Consider the following 23,714-nt stretch of genomic DNA (forward strand, 5'->3'; position numbering starts at 1 on the left):
GCGGTGGGCGTTCCGGCAGGTCAGCCCTGGTCCTCGTGGGCGACGGCGCGGCGCGCGTCCGCGTCCAGGACGCCCCAGCTGATCAGCTGCTCGGTGAGGACCGAGGGGGACTGGTCGTAGATCACGGCCAGGGTGCGCAGGTCGTCCTGGCGGATCGACAGCACCTTGCCGTTGTAGTCGCCGCGCTGCGACTGGATCGTCGCCGCGTAGCGCTGGAGCGGGCCGGCCTTCTCCGCGGGGACGTGGGCCAGGCGCTCCAGGTCCAGGACCAGCTTCGGCGGCGGCTCGGCGGCACCGCCGGGGGTCGTGCCCGGCAGCAGCTCCTGCACCGGCACGCCGTAGAAGTCCGCCAGCTCGGCCAGGCGCTGCACCGTCACGGCGCGGTCGCCGCGCTCGTACGAACCGACCACGACCGCCTTCCAGCGGCCCTGGGACTTCTCCTCCACCCCGTGGAGGGAAAGGCCCTGCTGGGTGCGGATCGCACGGAGTTTGGCCCCGAGCTGCTTTGCGTATTCGCTGGACATAACGCTCCCGGACGCTGAGACGACGTTGCGGCTGCGCCGCGCGGCTGGTAACTCACTGTGAGGTTACGCAGCGTGACACTCTCCCGTCAAGCCGAATGGTCCATACCGCCCCCTCCCGGGGGACGGCGCCCGGAGCGGCGGACGGGGGGTGCGCGGGCGGCCCGTCAGCCCCTGGTAGGGTGGATGGCGCAATTCCGACGTCCTTTAAGGTCCGTCCCGTGAGGCGGAGAAGGAGGTCCGTTTCCACATGGACGCTCAGCAGCAGTACAGCGAGACGGCGCGGCCCGTTCTGGAGGCCCCCGACATCGCCCGGGTCCTGACCCGCATCGCCCACGAGATCGTCGAACGCGCCAAGGGCGCCGACGACGTGGTCCTCCTCGGCATCCCCACCCGTGGCGTGTTCCTCGCCGCCCGGCTGGCCGAGAAGCTCGAGTCCATCACCGGCGGCAAGATCCCGGTCGGCTCCCTCGACATCACCATGTACAGGGACGACCTGCGCCTGAAGCCCGCCCGCGCCATCGGCCGCACCGAGATCCCCGGTGACGGCATCGACGGCCGCCTCGTCGTCCTCGTCGACGACGTCCTGTTCTCCGGCCGCACCATCCGCGCCGCCCTCGACGCCCTCGGCGACATCGGCCGCCCCCGCGCCGTCCAGCTCGCCGTCCTCGTCGACCGCGGCCACCGCGAGCTGCCCATCCGCGCCGACTACGTCGGCAAGAACCTCCCCACGTCGCTGCGGGAGACGGTCAAGGTCCTGCTCGCCGAGGAGGACGGGCGCGACACCGTGCTGCTCGGCGGCAAGCCCGCCTCCTCCTAGGCACGGCCCACCGGACCGGCACCCCCGACGGGTCCGGGGCACAGCCCTGCGCGCCCGCATGCCCTCACCCTCCCACCACGGAGCGAAACCCCGATGATGCGTCACCTCATCTCGGCCGCCGACCTCACCCGCGACGACGCCGTCCTGATCCTCGACACCGCCGAGGAGATGGCCCGGGTGGCCGACCGGCCGATCAAGAAGCTGCCGACCCTGCGCGGCCGCACGATCTGCAACCTCTTCTTCGAGGACTCCACCCGCACCCGGATCTCCTTCGAGGCCGCCGAGAAGCGCCTCTCCGCGGACGTCATCAACTTCGCCGCCAAGGGCTCCAGCGTCTCCAAGGGCGAGTCCCTCAAGGACACCGCCCAGACCCTGGAGGCGATGGGCGTCGACGCCGTCGTCATCCGGCACAGCGCCTCCGGCGCCCCGTACCGCCTGGCCACCTCCGGCTGGATCGACGCGCCCGTCATCAACGCCGGCGACGGCACCCACCAGCACCCCACCCAGGCCCTGCTCGACGCCTTCACCATGCGCCGCCGCCTGGTCGGCCGGGACGCCGGCCTCGGCCAGGACCTGGCCGGCAAGCGCGTCACCATCGTCGGCGACGTCCTGCACAGCCGGGTCGCCCGCTCCAACGTCGACCTGCTGCACACCCTCGGCGCCGAGGTCACCCTGGTGGCCCCGCCCACCCTGGTCCCGGTCGGCGTCGAGACCTGGCCCTGCGCGGTCTCCTACGACCTCGACGAGGTGCTGCCGAAGTCCGACGCGGTGATGATGCTGCGTGTGCAGCGCGAGCGGATGAACGCCGCCTTCTTCCCGACCGAGCGCGAGTACTCGCGCCGCTACGGGCTCGACGGCCAGCGGATGGCGAGGATGCCCGAGCACGCCGTCGTCATGCACCCCGGCCCCATGGTCCGCGGCATGGAGATCACCGCCGAGGTCGCCGACTCCGACCGCTGCACGGTCGTCGAGCAGGTCGCCAACGGCGTGTCCATCCGGATGGCCGTCCTCTACCTGCTGCTCGGCGGCTCCGAGCCCGCCGCCCCCGCCACCACCCGTACCGAGGAGCGTTAAGAACATGAGCAAGATCCTGATCCGCGGTGCGAAGGTGCTCGGCGGCGAGGCGAGGGACGTCCTGATCGACGGCGAGGTCATCGCGGCCGTCGGCACCGGCCTCGACGCCGAGGACGCCCAGGTGATCGAGGCCGAGGGGCAGATCCTGCTGCCCGGCCTGGTCGACCTGCACACCCACCTGCGCGAGCCCGGCCGCGAGGACTCCGAGACCGTCCTCACCGGCACCCGCGCCGCCGCCTCCGGCGGCTACACGGCCGTCTTCGCCATGGCCAACACCTTCCCCGTCGCCGACACCGCCGGCGTCGTCGAGCAGGTCTACCGGCTCGGCAAGGAGGCCGGCTACTGCGACGTGCAGCCCATCGGCGCCGTCACCGTCGGCCTGGAGGGCAAGAAGCTCGCCGAGCTCGGCGCCATGCACGACTCCGCCGCCGGCGTCACCGTCTTCTCCGACGACGGCAAGTGCGTCGACGACGCCGTGATCATGCGCCGCGCCCTGGAGTACGTGAAGGCCTTCGGCGGCGTCGTCGCCCAGCACGCCCAGGAGCCCCGCCTCACCGAGGGCGCCCAGATGAACGAGGGCGTCGTCTCCGCCGAGCTGGGCCTCGGCGGCTGGCCCGCCGTCGCCGAGGAGTCGATCATCGCCCGCGACGTGCTCCTCGCCGAGCACGTCGGCTCCCGCGTGCACATCTGCCACCTCTCCACCGCCGGCTCCGTCGAGATCGTCCGCTGGGCCAAGTCCCGCGGCATCGACGTCACCGCCGAGGTCACCCCGCACCACCTCCTCCTCACCGACGAGATGGTCCGCAGCTACAACCCGGTCTACAAGGTCAACCCGCCGCTCCGCACCGAGCGCGACGTGCTGGCCCTGCGCGAGGCCCTCGCCGACGGCACCATCGACATCGTGGCCACCGACCACGCCCCGCACCCGCACGAGGACAAGGACTGCGAGTGGGCCGCCGCCGCCATGGGCATGGTCGGCCTGGAGACCGCGCTGTCCGTCGTCCAGCAGACGATGGTCGAGACCGGCCTGCTCGACTGGGCCGGCGTCGCCGACCGCATGTCCGTCGCCCCGGCCCGGATCGGGCGGGCGAACGGCCACGGACGCCCCGTCTCGGCAGGTGAGCCCGCCAACCTGACCCTGGTCGATCCGGCATACCGTGGAGTCGTGGACCCCGCCGACTTCGCCTCCCGCAGCCGCAACACCCCCTACGAGGGCCGCGAGCTGCCGGGACGCGTCACCCACACCTTCCTGCGGGGCCGGGCAACGCTCGTCGACGGGAAGCTGGCGTGACACCACTCATTCAACTGGCCGAGTCGGCCGACGGCGCAGCGCGGAAGTCGGCCGAGGTCACCGACTGGGCCGGACGGCTCGGCTGGGTCGTCGGACTGCTGATCCTCGTCGCCTTCGTCTACTGGCTGATGCGCCAGGGCTGGTCCTGGCGCCGCAGCCTCCAGTCCGGCCTCCCGCCCCTCCCCGAGGTGCCGGAGACCACCGCGGAGGCGAGGCTGACCCTCCAGGGCCGCTACCACGGCTCCACCACCGCAGGACAGTGGCTCGACCGGATCGTCGCCCACGGCCTCGGCACCCGCAGCCGCGCCGAGCTCACCCTGACGGACGCCGGAATCGACGTCGTGCGTCCCGGGGCGAACGACTTCCGCATCCCGGCCGCCGCCCTGCGCGAGGCCCGCCTCGACAAGGGCATCGCCGGAAAGGTCCTCACCGAGGGCGGCCTGCTGGTCGTCACCTGGGAGCACGGCGACACCCTGCTCGACTCCGGCTTCCGCTCCGACCGCGCGGCCGAGCACGCCGCCTGGGTCGAGGCGATCAACTCCATGAGCACGAACCACCCCGCAAGCACGACGGAAGGCACCGCACGATGACGACCTCCACCCGGGGAACCGCCAAGGTTCCCGCCGTACTCGTCCTGGAGGACGGCCGCATCTTCCGCGGCCGCGCCTACGGGGCCGTGGGGGAGACCTTCGGCGAGGCCGTGTTCTCCACCGGCATGACCGGCTACCAGGAGACCCTCACCGACCCGTCGTACCACCGCCAGGTCGTCGTGATGACCGCCCCCCACGTGGGCAACACCGGCGTCAACGACGAGGACCCCGAGTCCGCCCGCATCTGGGTCTCCGGCTACGTGGTCCGCGACCCCGCCCGCGTCTCCTCCAACTGGCGCGCCCGCCGCTCCCTCGACGAGGAGCTCCGCGACCAGGGCGTCGTCGGCATCCAGGGCATCGACACCCGCGCCCTCACCCGCCACCTGCGCGAGCGCGGCGCCATGCGCGTCGGCATCTTCTCCGGCAACGCCCTGCCCGATGACGGCAGCCTCCTCGCCGAGGTCCGCCGGCAGCCCGAGATGACCGGCGCCGACCTCTCCGCCGAGGTCGCCACCAAGGAGCCGTACGTCGTCCCCGCGATCGGCGAGAAGAAGTTCACCGTCGCCGCGGTCGACCTCGGCATCAAGGGCATGACCCCGCACCGGATGGCCGAGCGCGGCATCGAGGTCCACGTGCTGCCCGCCACCGCCACCGCCGAGGACGTCTACGCGGTGAACCCGGACGGCGTCTTCTTCTCCAACGGCCCGGGCGACCCGGCCACCGCCGACGGCCCCGTCGCCGTCATGCAGGAGGTCCTGCGCCGCAAGACCCCGCTCTTCGGCATCTGCTTCGGCAACCAGATCCTCGGCCGCGCGCTCGGCTTCGGCACCTACAAGCTGAAGTACGGCCACCGGGGCATCAACCAGCCGGTCCAGGACCGCACCACGGGCAAGGTCGAGGTCACCGCGCACAACCACGGCTTCGCCGTCGACGCGCCCCTCGACAAGGTCTCCGACACCCCCTTCGGGCGTGCCGAGGTCTCCCACGTGTGCCTGAACGACAACGTCGTGGAAGGCCTCCAGCTGCTCGACCAGCCGGCCTTCTCCGTCCAGTACCACCCCGAGGCGGCCGCGGGCCCGCACGACGCCGCGTACCTCTTCGACCGCTTCGTTTCGCTGATGGAGGCCGAGCGTGCCTAAGCGCACCGACATCCAGTCCGTCCTGGTCATCGGTTCCGGCCCGATCGTCATCGGTCAGGCCGCCGAGTTCGACTACTCCGGCACCCAGGCCTGCCGGGTCCTCAAGTCCGAGGGCCTGCGGGTGATCCTGGTCAACTCCAACCCGGCCACGATCATGACCGACCCGGAGATCGCCGACGCCACCTACGTCGAGCCGATCACCCCCGAGTTCGTCGAGAAGATCATCGCCAAGGAGCGCCCCGACGCCCTGCTGCCCACCCTCGGCGGCCAGACCGCGCTCAACACCGCGATCTCGCTCCACGAGAACGGCGTCCTCGAGAAGTACGGCGTCGAGCTCATCGGCGCCAACGTCGAGGCCATCCACAAGGGCGAGGACCGCGACCAGTTCAAGCTGGTCGTCGAAGAGGTCAACAAGAAGATCGGCCACGGCGAGTCCGCCCGCTCGGTCATCTGCCACTCCATGGACGACGTCCTCAAGGGCGTCGACACCCTCGGCGGCTACCCCGTCGTCGTCCGCCCCTCCTTCACCATGGGCGGCGCCGGCTCCGGCTTCGCCCACGACGAGGAGGAGCTGCGCCGCATCGCCGGCCAGGGCCTCACGCTCTCCCCGACCACCGAGGTGCTCCTGGAGGAGTCCATCCTCGGCTGGAAGGAGTACGAGCTGGAGCTGATGCGCGACAAGAACGACAACGTCGTGGTCGTCTGCTCCATCGAGAACTTCGACCCCATGGGCGTCCACACCGGCGACTCGATCACCGTCGCCCCGGCGATGACCCTCACCGACCGCGAGTACCAGATCCTCCGCGACATCGGCATCGCCGTCATCCGCGAGGTCGGCGTCGACACCGGCGGCTGCAACATCCAGTTCGCGGTCAACCCCGAGGACGGCCGGGTCATCGTCATCGAGATGAACCCGCGCGTCTCCCGCTCCTCCGCGCTCGCCTCCAAGGCCACCGGCTTCCCGATCGCCAAGATCGCCGCCCGGCTCGCCGTCGGCTACACGCTGGACGAGATCCCGAACGACATCACCGAGCAGACCCCGGCCTCCTTCGAGCCGACCCTCGACTACGTCGTCGTCAAGGCCCCGCGCTTCGCCTTCGAGAAGTTCCCGTCCGCCGACTCCACGCTGACCACCACCATGAAGTCGGTCGGCGAGGCCATGGCCATCGGCCGCAACTTCACCGAGGCCCTGCAGAAGGCCCTGCGCTCCCTGGAGAAGAAGGGCTCGCAGTTCGCCTTCACCGGCGAGCCCGGCGACAAGGCCGAGCTGCTGGAGCTCGCGGTCCGCCCGACCGACGGCCGGATCAACACGGTCATGCAGGCCATCCGCGCGGGCGCCACGCCCGAGGAGGTCTTCGAGGCCACCAAGATCGACCCCTGGTTCGTCGACCAGCTCTTCCTCATCAAGGAGATCGCCGACGACCTGGCCGCCGCCGAGAAGCTCGACCCCGAGCTGCTCGCCGAGGCCAAGCGGCACGGCTTCTCCGACGCCCAGATCGCCGAGATCCGCGGCCTGCGCGAGGACGTCGTCCGCGAGGTCCGGCACGCCCTCGGCGTCCGCCCGGTCTACAAGACGGTCGACACCTGCGCCGCCGAGTTCGCCGCGAAGACGCCGTACTTCTACTCCTCGTACGACGAGGAGACCGAGGTCGCGCCGCGCGAGAAGCCCGCCGTGATCATCCTGGGCTCCGGCCCGAACCGCATCGGCCAGGGCATCGAGTTCGACTACTCCTGCGTCCACGCCTCCTTCGCGCTCAGCGACGCCGGCTACGAGACCGTGATGGTCAACTGCAACCCGGAGACCGTCTCCACCGACTACGACACCTCCGACCGGCTCTACTTCGAGCCGCTCACCCTGGAGGACGTCCTGGAGATCGTGCACGCCGAGTCGCTCGCCGGCCCGATCGCCGGCGTCGTCGTCCAGCTCGGCGGCCAGACCCCGCTGGGCCTCGCCCAGGCGCTCAAGGACAACGGCGTGCCGGTCGTCGGCACCTCCCCGGAGGCCATCCACGCCGCCGAGGACCGCGGCGCCTTCGGCCAGGTGCTCGCCGAGGCGGGCCTGCCCGCGCCGAAGCACGGCACCGCCACCACCTTCGCCGGTGCCAAGGCCATCGCCGACGAGATCGGCTACCCGGTGCTCGTGCGCCCCTCGTACGTGCTCGGCGGCCGCGGCATGGAGATCGTCTACGACGAGGCGCGCCTGGAGGCGTACATCGCCGAGTCCACCGAGATCTCCCCGACCCGCCCGGTCCTCGTCGACCGCTTCCTCGACGACGCCATCGAGATCGACGTCGACGCGCTCTACGACGGCACCGAGCTCTACCTCGGCGGCGTCATGGAGCACATCGAGGAGGCCGGCATCCACTCCGGCGACTCGGCCTGCGCCCTGCCCCCGATCACGCTGGGCGGCTTCGACATCAAGCGGCTGCGCGCGTCCACCGAGGCCATCGCCAAGGGCGTCGGCGTCCGCGGACTGATCAACATCCAGTTCGCCATGGCCGGCGACATCCTCTACGTCCTGGAGGCCAACCCGCGCGCCTCCCGCACCGTCCCCTTCACCTCGAAGGCGACCGCGGTGCCGCTCGCGAAGGCCGCCGCCCGCATCTCGCTCGGCGCCACCATCGCCGAACTGCGCGCCGAGGGCCTGCTGCCGGCCCAGGGCGACGGCGGCACCCTGCCGCTGGACGCGCCGATCTCGGTCAAGGAGGCCGTCATGCCGTGGTCGCGCTTCCGCGACATCCACGGCCGCGGCGTCGACACCGTCCTCGGCCCGGAGATGCGCTCCACCGGCGAGGTCATGGGCATCGACTCGGTCTTCGGCACGGCCTACGCCAAGTCGCAGGCCGGCGCCTACGGCCCGCTGCCCACCAAGGGCCGCGCCTTCATCTCCGTCGCCAACCGCGACAAGCGCTCGATGATCTTCCCGGCCCGCGAGCTCGTCGCCCACGGCTTCGAGCTGCTCGCCACCTCCGGCACCGCCGAGGTCCTCAAGCGCAACGGCATCAACGCCACCGTCGTCCGCAAGCTCAGCGAGGGCGAGGGCCCCGGCGGCGAGAAGACCATCGTCCAGCTCATCCACGACGGTCAGGTCGACCTGATCGTCAACACCCCGTACGGCACCGGCGGCCGCCTCGACGGCTACGAGATCCGTACGGCGGCGGTGTCCCGCGGCGTCCCGTGCCTCACCACGGTCCAGGCGCTCGCGGCGGCCGTCCAGGGCATCGACGCGCTCAACCACGGCGACGTGGGCGTCCGCTCGCTCCAGGATCACGCGGCACACCTGATCGCGGCCCGCGACTAGCAGCCCACAGGGGGACACCGGAAACGGTGTCCCCCTCTTGCTGAGGACACTCTTCATGTACAAGTTCTTCTTCCACCTGGTCTTCAAGCGGATGGATCCCGAGGAGGCCCACCACCTCGCCTTCCGCTGGATCCGGCTCGCCGCCCGCGTTCCCGTCCTGCGGACCTTCATCGCCGCCGTTCTCGCCCCCCGCCACAAGTCGCTGCGCGTCGAGGCGCTGGGCCTCCGCATGCACGGCCCCTTCGGCCTCGCCGCCGGCTTCGACAAGAACGCGGTCGCCATCGACGGCATGGCCATGCTCGGCTTCGACCACGTCGAGATCGGCACCGTGACGGGCGAGGCCCAGCCCGGCAACCCCAGGAAGCGCCTCTTCCGGCTGGTCCCCGACCGCGCCCTGATCAACCGCATGGGCTTCAACAACGAGGGCTCCGCCGCCGTCGCCGCCCGCCTGGCCGCCCGCACCCCGGTGTTCCGGACGGTCGTCGGCGTCAACATCGGCAAGACCAAGGTCGTGCCGGAGGCCGAGGCCGCCGCCGACTACGTGAAGTCCACCGAGCGGCTCGCCGCCCACGCCGACTACCTCGTCGTCAACGTCTCCTCGCCCAACACCCCCGGCCTGCGCAACCTGCAGGCCACCGAGTCGCTGCGCCCGCTGCTGACCGCCGTCCGCGAGGCCGCCGACCGCACGGTCACCACCCGCCGGGTGCCGCTCCTGGTGAAGATCGCCCCCGACCTCGCCGACGAGGACGTGGACGCCGTCGCCGACCTGGCCCTGGAACTCGGCCTCGACGGCATCATCGCCACCAACACCACCATCGCCCGCGAGGGCCTCGGCCTGACCTCCGACCCCGCGCTGATCAAGGAGACCGGCGGACTGTCCGGCGCCCCGGTCAAGCAGCGATCCCTGGAGGTGCTGCGCCGGCTGTACGCGCGCGTGGGCGACCGGATCGTCCTGGTGGGCGTCGGCGGCGTCGAGAACGCCGAGGACGCCTGGCAGCGGATCCTCGCCGGCGCCACCCTCGTGCAGGGCTACAGCGCCTTCATCTACGAGGGCCCCTTCTACGCCCGCGCGATCCACAAGGGCCTCGCCGCGCGCCTCGCGGCCTCCCCGTACGCCACCCTCGCCGAGGCCGTCGGCGCCGACCACCGCTCCACGACCGGAAAGGCCGCCCCGTGACCCTCTCCTTCGGCACCCGTCTGCGTTCCGCCATGGACGAGCGCGGACCGCTGTGCGTGGGCATCGACCCGCACGCCTCCCTGCTCGCCTCCTGGGGCCTCGCCGACGACGTCGCGGGCCTGGAGCGCTTCACCTTCACCGTGGTGGAGGCGCTCGCCGACACCGTGGCCGTCTTCAAGCCGCAGGCGGCCTTCTTCGAGCGCTTCGGCTCGCGCGGCGTGGCCGTCCTGGAGCGGGCCACCGCCGATCTGCGCGCGGCCGGCGGCCTGGTCGTGATGGACGCCAAGCGCGGCGACATCGGCTCCACCATGGGCGCCTACGCGGAGGCCTTCCTGCGCAAGGACTCCCCGCTCTTCTCCGACGCGCTCACCGTCTCCCCGTACCTCGGCTACGGCTCGCTCGCGCCCGCGGTCGAGCTGGCCCGGGAGTCCGGCGCCGGCCTCTTCGTGCTCGCGCTCACCTCGAACCCGGAGGGGGGCGAGGTCCAGCGGGCGGTGCGCGAGGACGGGCGGTCCGTCGGCGCGACGATGCTGGCCCACCTGGCCGAGGAGAACGCGGGGGAGACCCCGATGGGCTCCTTCGGCGCGGTGGTCGGCGCCACGCTCGGCGACCTGTCCTCCTTCGACCTGGACATCAACGGCCCGCTGCTCGCCCCCGGCATCGGCGCCCAGGGCGCGAGCCCGGCGGACCTGCCGAAGGTCTTCGGCGCGGTTGTCCGCAACGTCGTCCCGAACGTGAGCCGCGGGGTCCTCAAGGCCGGTCCGGACGCCGTCGCGCTGCGCTCGGCCGCGGAACGTTACGCGAACGAGATCGGCGAGGCCGTCGGCTCCTGAGGCACCCCGGGGACGGTTTTCCCCGGCTTCCGGTCAATCCGCAGGTCGGGCGGCGTGTCCTCGCCGTCTCACTCCTTGACAAAACTTGACCCAAAACCACGTCGTTATGCCGGAAATGTCCTGGTCGGCCGATGCTGACCAGGACTTTTCGTCTGTTCTCGCTGACTCCGGAGCCCTCGGCCGCTAGTCTCCGGGGCAGAGTCGGCGTTCGGCGTACTCCACGTCGGGCGTTGCTCCACTGGTGTGGCGTGCCCCGCTCGCGCGGGGCGGGCCGTTTTCCCACCGGTCCGTATCCGACAGTTCGACATCCGAGGTGACGTAGGCGTGGCTCTTCCGCCCCTTACCCCTGAACAGCGCGCAGCCGCGCTCGAAAAGGCCGCCGCGGCTCGCCGGGAGCGGGCCGAGGTCAAGAATCGACTCAAGCACTCCGGCGCCTCCCTCCACGAGGTCATCAAGCAGGGCCAGGAGAACGACGTCATCGGCAAGATGAAGGTCTCCGCGCTGCTCGAGTCCCTCCCGGGCGTGGGCAAGGTCCGCGCCAAGCAGATCATGGAGCGGCTGGGCATCTCCGAGAGCCGCCGGGTCCGCGGCCTCGGTTCCAACCAGATCGCCTCCCTGGAGCGCGAGTTCGGCAGCACCGGCGCCTGACGGGCGCCGGCCCGGGGCCCGGACGTCCCGGGCACCCCGGCGAAGCTGGAATAATCGCTGCATGGCAGCAGAGGTACGTCCGCGACTGACCGTGCTCTCCGGCCCCTCCGGGGTCGGCAAGAGCACGGTCGTCGCTCATATGCGCAAGGTCCACCCCGAGGTCTGGCTCTCGGTGTCGGCCACGACACGGAAGCCCCGGCCGGGCGAGCAGCACGGCGTCCAGTACTTCTTCGTCACCGACGACGAGTTCGACAAGCTGGTCGCCAACGGTGAGCTCCTGGAGTGGGCCGAGTTCGCGGGCAACCGCTACGGCACCCCCCGGCGCGCGGTCCTGGACCGCCTGGAGGCCGGCGAGCCGGTGCTCCTGGAGATCGACCTCCAGGGTGCCCGCCAGGTCAAGGAGTCGATGCCCGAGGCGCAGCTGGTCTTCCTGGCCCCGCCGAGCTGGGAGGAGCTGGTCCGCCGGCTCACGGGCCGCGGCACCGAGTCGCCCGAGGTCATCGAGCGGCGCCTGGAGGCCGCGAAGATCGAGCTGGCGGCCGAATCGGAGTTCGACACCACGCTCGTCAACACCTCGGTCGAGGACGTCGCGCGCGAGCTGCTAACGTTGATGCACGTTGTCTGATCTTTTATCCGTCATGATCCGTGACCGGATATCCATCTTCGGAAGGTAGAGCGTGTCCTCTTCCATCACCGCGCCCGAGGGCATCATCAACCCGCCGATCGACGAGCTGCTCGAGGCGACGGACTCCAAGTACAGCCTCGTGATCTACGCCGCCAAGCGCGCGCGCCAGATCAACGCGTACTACTCGCAGCTGGGCGAGGGCCTGCTCGAGTACGTCGGTCCGCTCGTCGACACCCACGTCCACGAGAAGCCGCTGTCGATCGCGCTGCGCGAGATCAACGCGGGTCTGCTGACCTCCGAGGCCATCGAGGGCCCGGCCCAGTAAGCACCGCTCTTGTAACGCTTGTCACCACGGGCCCGGCGGAACATCCGCCGGGCCCGTGGTGTCTCATGGAGGGGTACGCATCCGAGCGCGGGGAGTGACAGTGGAGACGACGAAGCCGGCGCCGAAGCCGAAGGTCGTGCTGGGCGTGAGCGGCGGCATCGCCGCGTACAAGGCCTGCGAGCTGCTGCGCCGGCTCAGCGAGTCCGGCCACGACGTCCGCGTGGTCCCGACCGACTCCGCGCTGCACTTCGTCGGCGCCGCCACCTGGTCCGCGCTCTCCGGCAACCCGGTCTCCACCGAGGTCTGGGAGACGGTCCACGAGGTGCCGCACGTGCGCATCGGGCAGGGCGCCGACCTCGTCGTGGTCGCCCCGGCCACCGCCGACCTGCTGGCCAAGGCCGCCCACGGCCTCGCCGACGACCTGCTCACCAACACCCTGCTCACGGCCCGCTGTCCGGTGGTCTTCGCCCCGGCCATGCACACCGAGATGTGGGAGCACCCGGCGACGCAGGAGAACGTGGCCACGCTCCGCCGCCGCGGCGCCGTGGTGATCGAGCCCGCCGTCGGCCGGCTCACCGGCGTCGACACCGGCAAGGGCCGGCTGCCCGACCCCGGCGAGATCTTCGAGGTCTGCCGCCGCGTGCTGGCGCGCGGGGTGACCGCCCCCGACCTGGCCGGCCGGCACGTGGTGGTCAGCGCGGGCGGCACCCGCGAGCCCCTCGACCCGGTCCGCTACCTGGGCAACCGCTCCTCGGGCAAGCAGGGCTACGCGCTGGCCAAGGCCGCCGCCGCCCGCGGCGCCCGGGTCACCCTGGTCGAGGCCAACACCGGCCTGCCCGACCCGGCAGGCGTCGACGTGGTCCGCGTCGGCACCGCCGTCCAGCTGCGCGAGGCCGTCCTCAAGGCGGCGGCCGACGCCGACGCCGTCGTCATGGCCGCCGCCGTCGCCGACTTCCGGCCCGCCGTCTACGCCGCCGGGAAGATCAAGAAGACGGACGACGGCGGCGCGCCCACCGTTGAGTTGGTCCGCAACCCCGACATCCTCGCCGAGCTCTCCGCCGACCGTGCCCTGCCGGGCCAGGTCGTCGTGGGCTTCGCCGCCGAGACGGACGACGTCCTCGCCAACGGGCGCGCCAAGCTCGCCCGCAAGGGCTGCGACCTGCTCGTCGTCAACGAGGTGGGGGAGCGCAAGACCTTCGGCTCCGAGGAGAACGAGGCCGTGGTCCTCGCCGCGGACGGCGCCGAGACCCCCGTGCCGTACGGGCCGAAGGAGGCCCTCGCCGAGACCGTCTGGGACCTGGTCCTGCCGCGCCTGCGGCCCACGGCCTGACCCGCCGGGAGCGGAGTGACATCCGTCGCCCTGCACCACCCGGCCCGTCCTCGCAAGAGGCGTCCTCCGGCCGAAACGAGGCCGGTTTCACTCGCTCAGGGCATTCGGCAGGCGAGACACCTGGTCCAATGTCCGACCACGACCGATAGAATGTACGCGGAACGTCGCGGGGCGCAGCCCCCTGCCGGTCCGATCAACGAATAGCCAGCAGCCGCTGCAACCCCAGGGAGCGTTGTGTCCCGTCGTCTGTTCACCTCGGAGTCCGTCACCGAGGGGCACCCCGACAAGATCGCTGACCAGATCAGCGACACCATCCTCGACGCGCTGCTCAAGGAGGACCCCACCTCCCGCGTCGCCGTCGAGACGCTGATCACCACCGGCCTCGTGCACGTCGCCGGTGAGGTCACCACCAAGGCGTGGGCGGACATCCCGACCCTCGTCCGGAACAAGATCCTCGAGATCGGGTACGACTCCTCGAAGAAGGGCTTCGACGGCGCCTCCTGCGGCGTCTCGGTGTCCATCGGGTCGCAGTCCCCGGACATCGCCCAGGGTGTCGACACCGCGTACGAGAAGCGCGTCGAGGGCGACGAGGACGAGCTGGACAAGCAGGGCGCCGGCGACCAGGGCCTGATGTTCGGCTACGCCTCGGACGAGACCCCGGAGCTCATGCCGCTCCCGATCCACATCGCGCACCGGCTCTCCCGCCGGCTGACCGAGGTCCGCAAGAACGGCACCATCCCGTACCTGCGCCCCGACGGCAAGACCCAGGTCACCATCGAGTACGACGGCGACAAGGCCGTCCGCCTCGACACCGTGGTCGTCTCCTCGCAGCACGCCTCCGACATCGACCTGGAGTCGCTGCTCGCGCCCGACATCCGCGAGTTCGTCGTCGAGCACGTGCTCAAGCAGCTCGTCGAGGACGGCATCAAGCTCGACACCGACGGCTACCGCCTGCTGGTCAACCCGACCGGGCGCTTCGAGATCGGCGGCCCGATGGGCGACGCCGGCCTCACCGGCCGCAAGATCATCATCGACACCTACGGCGGCATGGCCCGGCACGGCGGCGGCGCCTTCTCCGGCAAGGACCCGTCGAAGGTCGACCGCTCGGCCGCCTACGCCATGCGCTGGGTCGCCAAGAACGTGGTCGCCGCGGGCCTCGCCTCCCGCTGCGAGGTCCAGGTCGCGTACGCGATCGGCAAGGCGGAGCCCGTCGGCCTCTTCGTCGAGACCTTCGGCACCAACACCGTCGACACCGAGAAGATCGAGACCGCCATCGCCGAGGTCTTCGACCTCCGCCCGGCCGCGATCATCCGCGACCTCGACCTGCTCCGCCCGATCTACTCCCAGACCGCCGCCTACGGCCACTTCGGCCGCGAGCTGCCGGACTTCACCTGGGAGCGCACCGACCGCGTGGACGCCCTCAAGGCCGCCGCGGGCCTGTAAGCACCAGGAGCCGCCCGAAGGCCCGGCACCCCTTGGGGTGCCGGGCCTTCGGCGTGCCGGAGCCGCTGTCGGTGGCGTCTGGTAGGTATGGGGCTGTGAGCAGCGAGAACGAGAACTCCGGGGGGCGGCCCGGGCCCGAGGAGCCCGAGCAGCTCGCGCTCATCCGCGAGACGGTGCGCAAGGCCAAGGTGCCCCGGGCGAAGCCGCGGACCTGGCGCGGGGCCGCGCTCGCCAAGGAGCTGCCCGTCGCACGGGTCGTGGTCAACAAGGGCGTGCTGCACCTCGACCAGTTCTTCGACTACGCCGTGCCCGAGGAGCTCGACGAGGCCGCCCGGCCAGGAGTGCGGGTCCGGGTGCGCTTCGGCGCCGGGGCCCACCAGGTGCGCGGCGGGCGGCGCGAGGGCGGCCGGCTCATCGACGGCTTCCTCGTCGAGCGCCGGGCCGAGTCGGACTACTCGGGACCGCTGGCCGCGCTCGCCGACGTCGTCTCGCCCGAGCCGGTGCTCGGCCCCGAGCTGCTCGGACTGGCCCGGGCCGTCGCCGACCGGTACGCGGGCAGCCTCGCCGACGTGCTCCAGCTCGCCGTCCCGCCGCGCAACGCCACCGCCGAGAAGCGGCCCTCGCCGGAGCCGCTGCCACCGCCCCGCGCGCCGGAACCGGGCACCTGGAGCCGGTACGAGCAGGGGCCCGCCTTCCTGGAGTCGCTGGCCCGCGGCGGCGCTCCCCGAGCCGTGTGGAACGCGCTGCCCGGACCGCACTGGGCCGAGGAGATCGCCCGTGCCGTCGCCGCCACCCTCGCCTCCGGGCGCGGCGCCCTCGTCGTGGTGCCCGACGGCCGGGCCGCCGGCCGCCTCGACGCCGCCCTCACCGCGCTGCTCGGCGAGGGCCGGCACGCCCTGCTCACCGCCGAGGCCGGCCCCGAGAAGCGCTACGCGCAGTGGCTCGCCGTGCGCCGGGGCGCCGTCCGCGCCGTCGTCGGCACCCGGGCCGCGATGTTCGCCCCGGTCCGCGACCTCGGACTCGCCGTCATCTGGGACGACGGCGACACCAGCCACAGCGAGCCGCACGCCCCCCAGCCGCACGCCCGCGACGTCCTGCTGCTGCGTGCCGCGCACGACCGCTGCGCCTTCCTGCTCGGCTCCGTCAGCTGCACCGTCGAGGCCGCCCAGCTCGTCGAGTCCGGCTGGGCCCGGCCGCTGCTGCCGGGCCGCGAGCACCTGCGGGCGGCCGCCCCGCTCGTACGGACCGTGGGCGACGAGCAGCTCGCCCGCGACGAGGCCGCCCGGGCCGCCCGGCTGCCGTCCCTGGCCTGGCAGACCGTACGGGAGGCGCTCAAGAGCGGCCCGGTCCTCGTCCAGGTGCCCCGCCGCGGCTACGTCCCCCGGCTCGCCTGCCAGCGCTGCCGCACCCCCGCCCGCTGCCGGCACTGCTCCGGCCCCCTGGAGGCGCCCGAGCAGCAGGAACTGCACTGCGCCTGGTGCGGGCGCGGCGCCCCCGACTGGCACTGCGTGGCCTGCGGCTCGAACCGGCTGCGCGCGCAGGTCGTCGGCGCCCGGCGCACCGCCGAGGAACTCGGCCGCGCCTTCCCCGCCGTGCCCGTGCGCACCTCGGGCCGCGACCACGTCCTGGACCGGGTGCCCGACCGGCCCGCGCTCGTCGTCTCCACCCCCGGCGCCGAGCCGGTCGCCGACGGCGGCTACGCGGCCGCGCTGCTCCTGGACGGCTGGGCCATGCTCGGCCGCCCCGACCTGCGGGCCGGCGAGGAGGCGCTGCGCCGCTGGATCGACGCGGCCTCGCTGGTGCGCGGCCAGGCCGAGGGCGGCACGGTGGTGGTCGTCGCCGAGCCCACCCTGCGGCCGGTGCAGGCCCTGGTCCGCTGGGACCCGGTCGGGCACGCCCAGCGCGAGCTGGCCGAGCGGGCCGAGCTGGGCTTCCCGCCGGTCTCCCGGATGGCCGCGGTGTCCGGCCCGCCGGACGCGCTCGGCGCCTTCCTGCAGGCCGCCGAACTGCCGCCCGACGCCGAGGTGCTCGGCCCCGTGCCGCTGCCGGTGACCCGGCCCGGCGGTCCGCGCCGGCCCGGCGACACCCCGCCGGGCGAGCAGTGGGACCGCGCCCTGATCCGTGTCCCGCCCGGCAGCGGCGCGGCGCTCGCCACCGCCCTGAAGCGGGCCCGGGCGGCCCGCCTCGCGCGCGGCGGCGGGGAGCCGGTGCGGGTGCGCGTGGACCCGCCGGACATCGGCTGAGCGTGCCCCGGTGCGGGAGCGCGCGAAGGGCCGCCCGCGGCACGGCGGGCGGCCCTTTCGGAGGCGGACGCGGCGGTGCGTCAGCCGTTGCGCGGGGCTGGGAAGACCGGCGGGCGCGGCTCCTCGCGGAGCGCCTGGCTGCCGGAGGTCGGCTGCGGCGGCATGCTGCGGGCGGGCGGCACCACGGGCATCGTGCGGGTGGTGCCCGGCTCCGCCGTCCGCTCCTGCTCCAGGGTGCCGGCGGGCTGCGGGGTGCGGCGGGAGCCGTAACGGCGGTGGACGGCCTGCTTGGTGACGCCGAGCGCGGAGCCCACCGCGTCCCACGAGAAGCCGAGCGAACGGTCGAAGTCCACCGCGGCGGTCACCAGGGTCTCGACGCTGTCCCGGAGCTCCTGGGCGAGGCGGACGGTGGGGGCGGGGGCGCGTCCGTAGACGACGAAGCCCGTCGAAGGGGCGGTGCGGCGCGGGCGGTAGACATTGCCCAGCTGGGCCGTGAGCGTGCGCAGTGCGTCCACCTGCCGCCGGACCCGCTCGATGTCCCGCACGAGCAGGTGCAGACTTGCCCGGGCCTGGGCGTCGTGGGTTGCGTGGTCGGCCATGGATGAGCCTCTCGAACCGGCGTGAAAGGGGAGCGGGTCGCTGGGGGGAGGGGCGACCCGATTCGGTCAATCTCTCTTGACCAACGCGCCACTTGGGGTTGGGTCACGCTGCGGGGGCGTATCCGCATATGCGCAGGGCGCTCACCCCCGCGCACGCCCCCGGCCCCCGCGCCCGGCCCGCACCCCGCAAGCCCGGGGTCCTGACGGCGCATAGACTGGTGCGCTGCCCGTCACCGCCCCGAGATGCGAGGTTCTCCCGCGTGAAGCTGGTCTTCGCCGGCACCCCCGAGGTCGCCGTACCCGCCCTGGACGCCCTGCTCGCCTCCGGGCGGCACGAGGTGGCCGCCGTCGTCACCCGGCCCGACGCGCCCGCCGGGCGCGGCCGGCGGCTGGTCGCGAGCCCCGTCGCCGAGCGCGCGGAGGAGGCCGGGATCGAGGTGCTGAAGCCGGAGCGGCCGCGGGACGAGGCGTTCCTCGCGCGCCTGCGCGAGATCGCGCCCGACTGCTGCCCCGTCGTGGCCTACGGCGCGCTGCTGCCGCGCGTGGCGCTCGACGTCCCCGCGCACGGCTGGGTCAACCTGCACTTCTCGCTGTTGCCCGCCTGGCGCGGGGCCGCGCCCGTGCAGCACGCGATCATGGCCGGCGACCAGGTGACCGGCGCGTCCACCTTCCAGATCGAGGAGGGCCTGGACTCCGGCCCGGTGTACGGGGTCGTCACGGAGGAGGTGCGGCCCACCGACACCAGCGGCGACCTGCTGACCCGGCTGGCCTTCGCGGGTGCCGGGCTGCTCGCCGCGACCATGGACGGCATCGAGGACGGCACCCTCAAGGCGGTGCCGCAGCCCGCCGAGGGCATCACGCTCGCCCCGAAGATCCAGGTGGAGGACGCCCGCGTCGACTTCGCCGCCCCGGCGCTGCGGGTCGACCGCGTGGTCCGCGGCTGCACCCCGGCGCCCGGCGCCTGGACCCTCTTCCGCGGCGAGCGCCTGAAGATCGTCCAGGCCGCCCTGGTCCCCGACCGCACCGACCTCGCGCCGGGCGAGCTCGCGGCCGGCAAGAACAACGTCCACGTCGGCACCGGCTCCCACGCGGTGGAGCTGCTGTGGGTCCAGCCGCAGGGCAAGAAGCCGATGAAGGGCGCGGACTGGGCCCGCGGCGTGCGCATCGCGCCGGGGGAGCGGGTCGGCGTCTGACCGGCACCCGGCAGGCGCCGGGCCCCGGTCGGGGCCCGGCCCGTTTTCCCCGGTGGGGGCCCGCGGACGTAGGCTGGGGAGGTTCGGCCTCTTCCTTTCGTCACGCGGAGCACCTTTGAGCGAGCAGGCACGTCGTCGCACCCCCACGTCCCCCAAGGCCCCCCGCCCGCACCGGCGGCCCAAGAAGGACCCGGTCCGGATCCTGGCCTTCGAGGTGCTGCGGGCGGTGGACGAGCGGGACGCCTACGCGAACCTGGTGCTGCCGCCGCTCCTGAAGAAGGCGCGCGAGAAGCACGAGGGCTTCGACGGGCGGGACGCGGCGCTGGCCACCGAGCTGGTGTACGGGACGCTGCGCCGGCAGGGCACGTACGACGCGATCATCGCGGCCTGCGTGGACCGGCCGCTGCGCGAGGTCGACCCGCCGGTGCTCGACGTCCTCGCGCTCGGCGCCCACCAGCTGCTCGGCACCCGGATCCCCAGCCACGCCGCCGTGTCCGCCACCGTCGAGCTGGCCCGGGTGGTGCTGGGCGACGGACGGGCCAAGTTCGTCAACGCCGTGCTGCGCAAGATCGCCCAGGACGACTTCGACACCTGGGTGGCCCGGGTCGCGCCGCCCTACGAGGACGACGCCGAGGACCACCTCGCGGTCGTCCACTCGCACCCGCGCTGGGTGGTCTCCGCGCTCTGGGACGCGCTCGGCGGGGGCCGGGCCGGCATCGAGGAGCTGCTCCGGGCCGACAACGAGCGGCCCGAGGTCACCCTGGTCGCCCGGCCCGGCCGGGCCACCACCGCCGAGCTGGCCGAGGCCGCCGAGACCGAGCCGGGCCGCTGGTCCCCGTACGCCCTGCGGATGGCGGAGGGCGGCGACCCCGGCACCCTGGAGGCCGTCCGGCAGGGCCGCGCCGGCGTCCAGGACGAGGGCAGCCAGCTCGTCGCCCTCGCCCTGGCCAACGCCCCGCTCGACGGACCCGACACCCGCTGGCTCGACGGCTGCGCCGGCCCCGGGGGCAAGGCGGCCCTGCTCGGCGCGCTGGCCGCCGAGCGCGGCGCCGCGCTGCTGGCCTCCGAGAAGCAGCCGCACCGCGCCCGGCTCGTCGGCCGCGCGCTGGCCGGCAACCCCGGCCCGTACCAGGTCATCGCCGCCGACGGCACCCGCCCGCCGTGGCGCGAGGGCAGCTTCGACCGGGTCCTGATGGACGTGCCCTGCTCCGGGCTCGGCGCGCTGCGCCGCCGCCCGGAGGCCCGCTGGCGCCGCCGCCCCGGCGACCTCGACGGCTTCGCCCCGCTCCAGCGCGGACTGCTCGCCGAGGCGCTGCGCGCGGTCCGGATCGGCGGCGTGGTCGGCTACGCGACCTGCTCCCCGCACCTGGCCGAGACCCGGGTGGTCGTGGACGACGTCCTGAAGAAGACGCCCGGCGCCGAACTCGTCGACGCCCGCCCGCTCCTGCCCGGCGTCCCCGACCTGGGCGACGGCCCCGACGTCCAGCTGTGGCCGCATCTGCACGGCACGGACGCGATGTACCTGGCGCTGATCCGCCGCACGGCCTGAGCCCGGCCCGCCGGAACCTCCTGGTCTGTACCATTACGTCCCCGGCCCGGGGCGACCCCCGCACAATCCGCACCGCCTCGCGGCAAAGAAGTCCTCAAGAACATGGCAGGCTTGGCACATGGCGCAGATCAATCCCAGCATCCTGTCCGCGGACTTCGCCCGGCTCGCCGATGAGGCGAAGGCGGTCGAGGGGGCCGACTGGCTGCACGTCGACGTGATGGACAACCACTTCGTGCCCAACCTGACGCTGGGCGTCCCGATCGTCGAGTCGCTGAGCCGGGCCACGGACACCCCGCTCGACTGCCACCTGATGATCGAGGACCCGGACCGCTGGGCGCCGCAGTACGTCGAGGCCGGCGCCGGCTCCGTCACCTTCCACGTGGAGGCGGCGGCCGCCCCGGTGCGGCTCGCCCGGGAGATCCGGGCCAAGGGCGCCCGGGCCTCCATGGCGCTCAAGCCGGCCACCCCGATCGAGCCGTTCGAGGACCTGCTGCCCGAGCTCGACATGCTCCTGATCATGACCGTCGAGCCCGGCTTCGGCGGGCAGGCCTTCCTCGACATCATGCTGCCGAAGATCCGCCGCACCCGTGAGCTGATCTCCAAGCACGGACTGGAGCTCTGGCTCCAGGTCGACGGCGGCGTCTCCGAGTCCACCATCGAGCGGTGCGCCGAGGCCGGCGCCGACGTCTTCGTGGCCGGCTCCGCCGTCTACGGGGCGGCCGATCCGGCCGAGGCCGTCCGCTCCCTCCGGGCCAGGGCCGAGTCCGCGACCGCCTCGGCGGCGTGGGCGTGTGGCCACTGAGCCTCCACTGACCCACCGGTACGTGAACGCGGTCCGTCGGGCCGCCGACACGGCGCTCGGGGCCCGCCGGATCTGACAGGATGAACGGTGGGTCCGGAGTGTGAACAGCAGCACCTCGAACAAGCCGCGGCGGCGCCCCGAACCGGCGCCCCGGATGGCAGTGAGCAGCCGTACGTGAACAGCAGTGAGGAGATCGCGGTGGCGGGTATGTCGGCGGGACGGTCAGCCCTGCGGATGGGCCCCGCGGAGCTCGTGCAGGCGGCGGCCATGGCCCGCCGCTTCTACCTCGAGGGCAAGTCCAAGATCCAGATCGCCGAGGAGTTCGGCGTCAGCCGCTTCAAGGTGGCCCGGGTCCTGGAGACCGCCCTGGAGCGCGACCTCGTGCGCATCGAGATCCGCGTGCCGGCCGAGCTGGACGCCGAGCGCTCCGACGCGCTGCGCGCCCGCTACGGGCTGCGCCACGCGGTCGTCGTCGAGTCCCCGGCCGAGGGCGAGGACGAGTCGCCCGACCCGGAGAACCTCGGCGAGGTCGCGGCCGACCTGCTCGGCGAGCTGGTCACCGAGGGCGACGTCCTGGGCCTGGCCTGGGGCCGCTCCACCATCCACATGGCCGCCGCCCTCGACCGGCTGCCGCCCTGCACCGTCGTCCAGCTCACCGGCGTCTACGACGCGGGCACGGCCGAGCGCGGCTCGGTCGAGGCGGTCCGCCGGGCCGCCCAGGTCTCCGGCGGCGAGGCGCACCCCATCTACGCGCCGATGCTGCTGCCCGACGCGGCGACCGCCAACGCGCTGCGCAGCCAGACCGGCATCGCCCGCGCCTTCGAGTACTTCGACAAGGTCACCGTCGCCTGCGTGTCCATCGGCTCCTGGGAGCCGGGCATCTCCACCGTCCACGACATGCTGTCCGACGCCGAGCGCGCCCACTACGCCTCGCTCGGCGTCGCCGCCGAGATGTCCGCGCACCTCTTCGACGCCGAGGGCCGCCGGGTCGGCCGGGACCTCGGCGAGCGCTGCATCACCGTCGAGGCGGACCGGCTGCGCCGGATCCCCGAGGTGGTCGCCATCGCCGGCGGCCAGCGCAAGGCGGCGGCGATCGGCGCGGTGCTCCGCTCCGGCCTGGTCACCAGCCTGGTGACCGACCGCTCGGCCGCCGACTACCTGCTCACCGAGTTCAGCCCCGGCCCGCGCCCGGCCCTCGACCGCGCGGACCCCGACGGCCTCTGACCGCCGTGCCCCCGGGCGCGCCCCGCCCGCCTGCCGGGCGGGGCGGTGGCAGCATCGGGGCATGACCCAGCGTTGTGCCCGGTCCGGGCTCGCCCTGCTGGCCGGTCTCGTGCTGCTCCTCGCCGGCCTCACGGCCCTCGCGGGCTGTGCCGGCGGCTCCGACGGCGCTCCCGGCGACCGTACGGCCACGGCGACGGCGGCCCGTACGGCCACGTCCCCGGCCCGTACGCCCACCGGCACGGCCCCGGCGAGCCTCGCCCCCTCGTCCGGCCTGCCCACCGTCCGCGAGGCCGAGCTGCCGCCCGAGGCCCGCCGGACCCTCGCCCTCATCAGGAAGGGCGGCCCCTTCCCGTACGCCAAGGACGGCGCCGTCTTCTCCAACTTCGAGCGCGTCCTGCCCCGGCACCCGCGCGGCTACTACCACGAGTACACCGTGCCGACCCCCGGCGAACGCGATCGCGGCGCCCGGCGCATCGTCACCGGCCGGCAGGGGGAGACGTACTACACGGACGACCACTACCAGAGCTTCCGGGAGGTGGTCGCGGATGAGGATCGATGACGCCGTCGTCCTCGACCTGCACGGGGTCACCGACAAGACGGCCTTCATGAACCGCTGCGTGCGCACCCTCCCGCTGCCCGTCTGGTTCGGGCGCAACTGGGACGCCCTCGCGGATTCCCTCGCCGACATGCGCAGACCCATGGCCATCGTGGTCACGCACTGGCAGGCTTATGCCGAGGCCGAACCGGACGAGTGGTCCATCGCCCAGGAGGTGTTCTCGGCGGCGGCCCGCGCCAGCTCGGCCGGCCTCGCGGTCCTGCTGTCCCTGGGTGGCGACCCCACCCACTTGGAGGATCTGCCAAGCGCCCCCGCGCAAGCCTCGGACGATTCGCCCGCACCGCCCGCGCCACCCGGCGTGGGAGAATGAACTACGTGCTTTTTCCCCTGGCTGAAATGCCTAGGGGCCGATCCGAACGACTGGGATGTCA

Annotated in this window: 22 protein-coding genes; 20 read left to right on the forward strand and 2 right to left on the reverse strand. The window is 73.1% G+C overall.

What is annotated here, in order from left to right; genetic code table 11:
• Nucleotides 1-20 precede the first annotated feature (20 nt).
• On the reverse strand, nucleotides 21-524 hold the full coding sequence (bldD, locus tag ACIGW2_RS22285; protein WP_356069166.1) for a transcriptional regulator BldD: 504 nt from the start codon (nucleotides 522-524) through the stop codon (nucleotides 21-23).
• Nucleotides 525-771: 247 nt separating this feature from the next.
• Here bldD and pyrR point away from each other — a divergent pair, with 247 nt between their 5' ends.
• From pyrR to ACIGW2_RS22355, 14 genes are all read left to right on the forward strand, one after another.
• Nucleotides 772-1,341 (forward strand): bifunctional pyr operon transcriptional regulator/uracil phosphoribosyltransferase PyrR, encoded by a 570-nt coding sequence (gene pyrR / locus ACIGW2_RS22290; protein WP_356069164.1) that lies wholly within the window; start codon nucleotides 772-774, stop codon nucleotides 1,339-1,341.
• A gap of 93 nt (nucleotides 1,342-1,434) precedes the next feature.
• Nucleotides 1,435-2,415, forward strand: coding sequence for an aspartate carbamoyltransferase catalytic subunit (locus tag ACIGW2_RS22295; protein ID WP_361579927.1), 981 nt, complete (start codon nucleotides 1,435-1,437; stop codon nucleotides 2,413-2,415).
• 4 nt (nucleotides 2,416-2,419) lie between these two features.
• Nucleotides 2,420-3,706 carry a dihydroorotase gene (locus ACIGW2_RS22300; protein WP_361579925.1) on the forward strand — a complete coding sequence of 429 codons (1,287 nt, stop codon included), beginning with the start codon at nucleotides 2,420-2,422 and terminating at the stop codon, nucleotides 3,704-3,706.
• Complete coding sequence (locus tag ACIGW2_RS22305) at nucleotides 3,703-4,296, forward strand: hypothetical protein (RefSeq protein ID WP_391653770.1); 594 nt, start codon at nucleotides 3,703-3,705, stop codon at nucleotides 4,294-4,296. The genes ACIGW2_RS22300 and ACIGW2_RS22305 overlap by 4 nt, the downstream gene beginning before the upstream one ends.
• Nucleotides 4,293-5,435, forward strand: coding sequence for a glutamine-hydrolyzing carbamoyl-phosphate synthase small subunit (gene carA / locus ACIGW2_RS22310; protein WP_391653769.1), 1,143 nt, complete (start codon nucleotides 4,293-4,295; stop codon nucleotides 5,433-5,435). The genes ACIGW2_RS22305 and carA overlap by 4 nt, the downstream gene beginning before the upstream one ends.
• Entirely contained in the window at nucleotides 5,428-8,736 is a 3,309-nt protein-coding gene (gene carB / locus ACIGW2_RS22315; RefSeq protein ID WP_391653768.1) for a carbamoyl-phosphate synthase large subunit, read from the forward strand. Before carA ends, carB begins: the two co-directional genes overlap by 8 nt.
• A gap of 55 nt (nucleotides 8,737-8,791) precedes the next feature.
• A complete protein-coding gene (locus ACIGW2_RS22320) occupies nucleotides 8,792-9,913 on the forward strand; it encodes a quinone-dependent dihydroorotate dehydrogenase (protein ID WP_391653767.1) in 1,122 nt (373 codons plus the stop codon).
• Nucleotides 9,910-10,746 (forward strand): orotidine-5'-phosphate decarboxylase, encoded by an 837-nt coding sequence (gene pyrF / locus ACIGW2_RS22325; protein ID WP_391653766.1) that lies wholly within the window; start codon nucleotides 9,910-9,912, stop codon nucleotides 10,744-10,746. Before ACIGW2_RS22320 ends, pyrF begins: the two co-directional genes overlap by 4 nt.
• A 324-nt stretch (nucleotides 10,747-11,070) precedes the next feature.
• Nucleotides 11,071-11,394: an integration host factor gene (locus tag ACIGW2_RS22330; protein WP_026246651.1), complete on the forward strand. Its 324-nt coding sequence runs from the start codon at nucleotides 11,071-11,073 to the stop codon at nucleotides 11,392-11,394.
• A gap of 61 nt (nucleotides 11,395-11,455) precedes the next feature.
• Nucleotides 11,456-12,019: a guanylate kinase gene (gene gmk, locus ACIGW2_RS22335; protein WP_391653765.1), complete on the forward strand. Its 564-nt coding sequence runs from the start codon at nucleotides 11,456-11,458 to the stop codon at nucleotides 12,017-12,019.
• A gap of 52 nt (nucleotides 12,020-12,071) precedes the next feature.
• Nucleotides 12,072-12,344, forward strand: a complete 273-nt coding sequence (gene rpoZ, locus ACIGW2_RS22340) for a DNA-directed RNA polymerase subunit omega (RefSeq protein ID WP_005319902.1) — start codon at nucleotides 12,072-12,074, stop codon at nucleotides 12,342-12,344.
• A gap of 100 nt (nucleotides 12,345-12,444) precedes the next feature.
• Nucleotides 12,445-13,674: a bifunctional phosphopantothenoylcysteine decarboxylase/phosphopantothenate--cysteine ligase CoaBC gene (coaBC, locus tag ACIGW2_RS22345; RefSeq protein ID WP_391653764.1), complete on the forward strand. Its 1,230-nt coding sequence runs from the start codon at nucleotides 12,445-12,447 to the stop codon at nucleotides 13,672-13,674.
• A 234-nt stretch (nucleotides 13,675-13,908) separates the two neighbouring features.
• Complete coding sequence (gene metK, locus ACIGW2_RS22350; protein WP_361579909.1) at nucleotides 13,909-15,117, forward strand: methionine adenosyltransferase; 1,209 nt, start codon at nucleotides 13,909-13,911, stop codon at nucleotides 15,115-15,117.
• Nucleotides 15,118-15,212: 95 nt separating this feature from the next.
• Entirely contained in the window at nucleotides 15,213-17,360 is a 2,148-nt protein-coding gene (locus tag ACIGW2_RS22355) for a primosomal protein N' (RefSeq protein ID WP_391653763.1), read from the forward strand.
• Nucleotides 17,361-17,440: 80 nt separating this feature from the next.
• Here the strand turns inward: ACIGW2_RS22355 and ACIGW2_RS22360 are convergent, their stop codons facing one another.
• Entirely contained in the window at nucleotides 17,441-17,959 is a 519-nt protein-coding gene (locus ACIGW2_RS22360; protein ID WP_356072002.1) for a hypothetical protein, read from the reverse strand.
• Between the two features lie 260 nt (nucleotides 17,960-18,219).
• Here ACIGW2_RS22360 and fmt point away from each other — a divergent pair, with 260 nt between their 5' ends.
• The 6 genes from fmt to ACIGW2_RS22390 all read left to right on the forward strand — a co-directional run bounded on the left by fmt (nucleotide 18,220) and on the right by ACIGW2_RS22390 (nucleotide 23,653).
• Nucleotides 18,220-19,152 carry a methionyl-tRNA formyltransferase gene (fmt, locus tag ACIGW2_RS22365; RefSeq protein WP_361579903.1) on the forward strand — a complete coding sequence of 311 codons (933 nt, stop codon included), beginning with the start codon at nucleotides 18,220-18,222 and terminating at the stop codon, nucleotides 19,150-19,152.
• Nucleotides 19,153-19,267: 115 nt separating this feature from the next.
• The gene (locus ACIGW2_RS22370) at nucleotides 19,268-20,701 is read left to right on the forward strand and encodes an RsmB/NOP family class I SAM-dependent RNA methyltransferase (protein WP_399845282.1); all 1,434 of its coding nucleotides are present in this window, start codon (nucleotides 19,268-19,270) and stop codon (nucleotides 20,699-20,701) included.
• 118 nt (nucleotides 20,702-20,819) lie between these two features.
• Nucleotides 20,820-21,503: a ribulose-phosphate 3-epimerase gene (rpe, locus tag ACIGW2_RS22375; protein ID WP_391653760.1), complete on the forward strand. Its 684-nt coding sequence runs from the start codon at nucleotides 20,820-20,822 to the stop codon at nucleotides 21,501-21,503.
• Between the two features lie 174 nt (nucleotides 21,504-21,677).
• Nucleotides 21,678-22,727, forward strand: a complete 1,050-nt coding sequence (locus ACIGW2_RS22380) for a sugar-binding domain-containing protein (RefSeq protein WP_361579897.1) — start codon at nucleotides 21,678-21,680, stop codon at nucleotides 22,725-22,727.
• Nucleotides 22,728-22,788: 61 nt separating this feature from the next.
• Entirely contained in the window at nucleotides 22,789-23,286 is a 498-nt protein-coding gene (locus ACIGW2_RS22385; RefSeq protein WP_391653759.1) for a ribonuclease domain-containing protein, read from the forward strand.
• Complete coding sequence (locus ACIGW2_RS22390) at nucleotides 23,273-23,653, forward strand: barstar family protein (RefSeq protein ID WP_399845285.1); 381 nt, start codon at nucleotides 23,273-23,275, stop codon at nucleotides 23,651-23,653. Before ACIGW2_RS22385 ends, ACIGW2_RS22390 begins: the two co-directional genes overlap by 14 nt.
• Nucleotides 23,654-23,714: the final 61 nt, after the last annotated feature.

Origin of the sequence: Streptomyces sp. NPDC053541, assembly GCF_044544705.1 — a bacterium.
Taxonomy (GTDB): domain Bacteria; phylum Actinomycetota; class Actinomycetes; order Streptomycetales; family Streptomycetaceae; genus Streptomyces.

Excerpts from the sequence above, each read along its gene's own strand:
- ACIGW2_RS22300 (WP_361579925.1), top strand. The coding sequence starts at position 2,420 with ATGAGCAAGATCCTGATCCGCGGTGCGAAGGTGCTCGGCGGCGAGGCG.
- carA (WP_391653769.1), top strand. The coding sequence starts at position 4,293 with ATGACGACCTCCACCCGGGGAACCGCCAAGGTTCCCGCCGTACTCGTC.
- ACIGW2_RS22390 (WP_399845285.1), top strand. The coding sequence starts at position 23,273 with ATGAGGATCGATGACGCCGTCGTCCTCGACCTGCACGGGGTCACCGAC.
- pyrR (WP_356069164.1), top strand. The coding sequence starts at position 772 with ATGGACGCTCAGCAGCAGTACAGCGAGACGGCGCGGCCCGTTCTGGAG.
- ACIGW2_RS22295 (WP_361579927.1), top strand. The coding sequence starts at position 1,435 with ATGATGCGTCACCTCATCTCGGCCGCCGACCTCACCCGCGACGACGCC.
- gmk (WP_391653765.1), top strand. The coding sequence starts at position 11,456 with ATGGCAGCAGAGGTACGTCCGCGACTGACCGTGCTCTCCGGCCCCTCC.
- bldD (WP_356069166.1), bottom strand. The coding sequence starts at position 524 with ATGTCCAGCGAATACGCAAAGCAGCTCGGGGCCAAACTCCGTGCGATC.
- ACIGW2_RS22360 (WP_356072002.1), bottom strand. The coding sequence starts at position 17,959 with ATGGCCGACCACGCAACCCACGACGCCCAGGCCCGGGCAAGTCTGCAC.
- rpe (WP_391653760.1), top strand. The coding sequence starts at position 20,820 with ATGGCGCAGATCAATCCCAGCATCCTGTCCGCGGACTTCGCCCGGCTC.
- ACIGW2_RS22385 (WP_391653759.1), top strand. The coding sequence starts at position 22,789 with ATGACCCAGCGTTGTGCCCGGTCCGGGCTCGCCCTGCTGGCCGGTCTC.
- ACIGW2_RS22320 (WP_391653767.1), top strand. The coding sequence starts at position 8,792 with ATGTACAAGTTCTTCTTCCACCTGGTCTTCAAGCGGATGGATCCCGAG.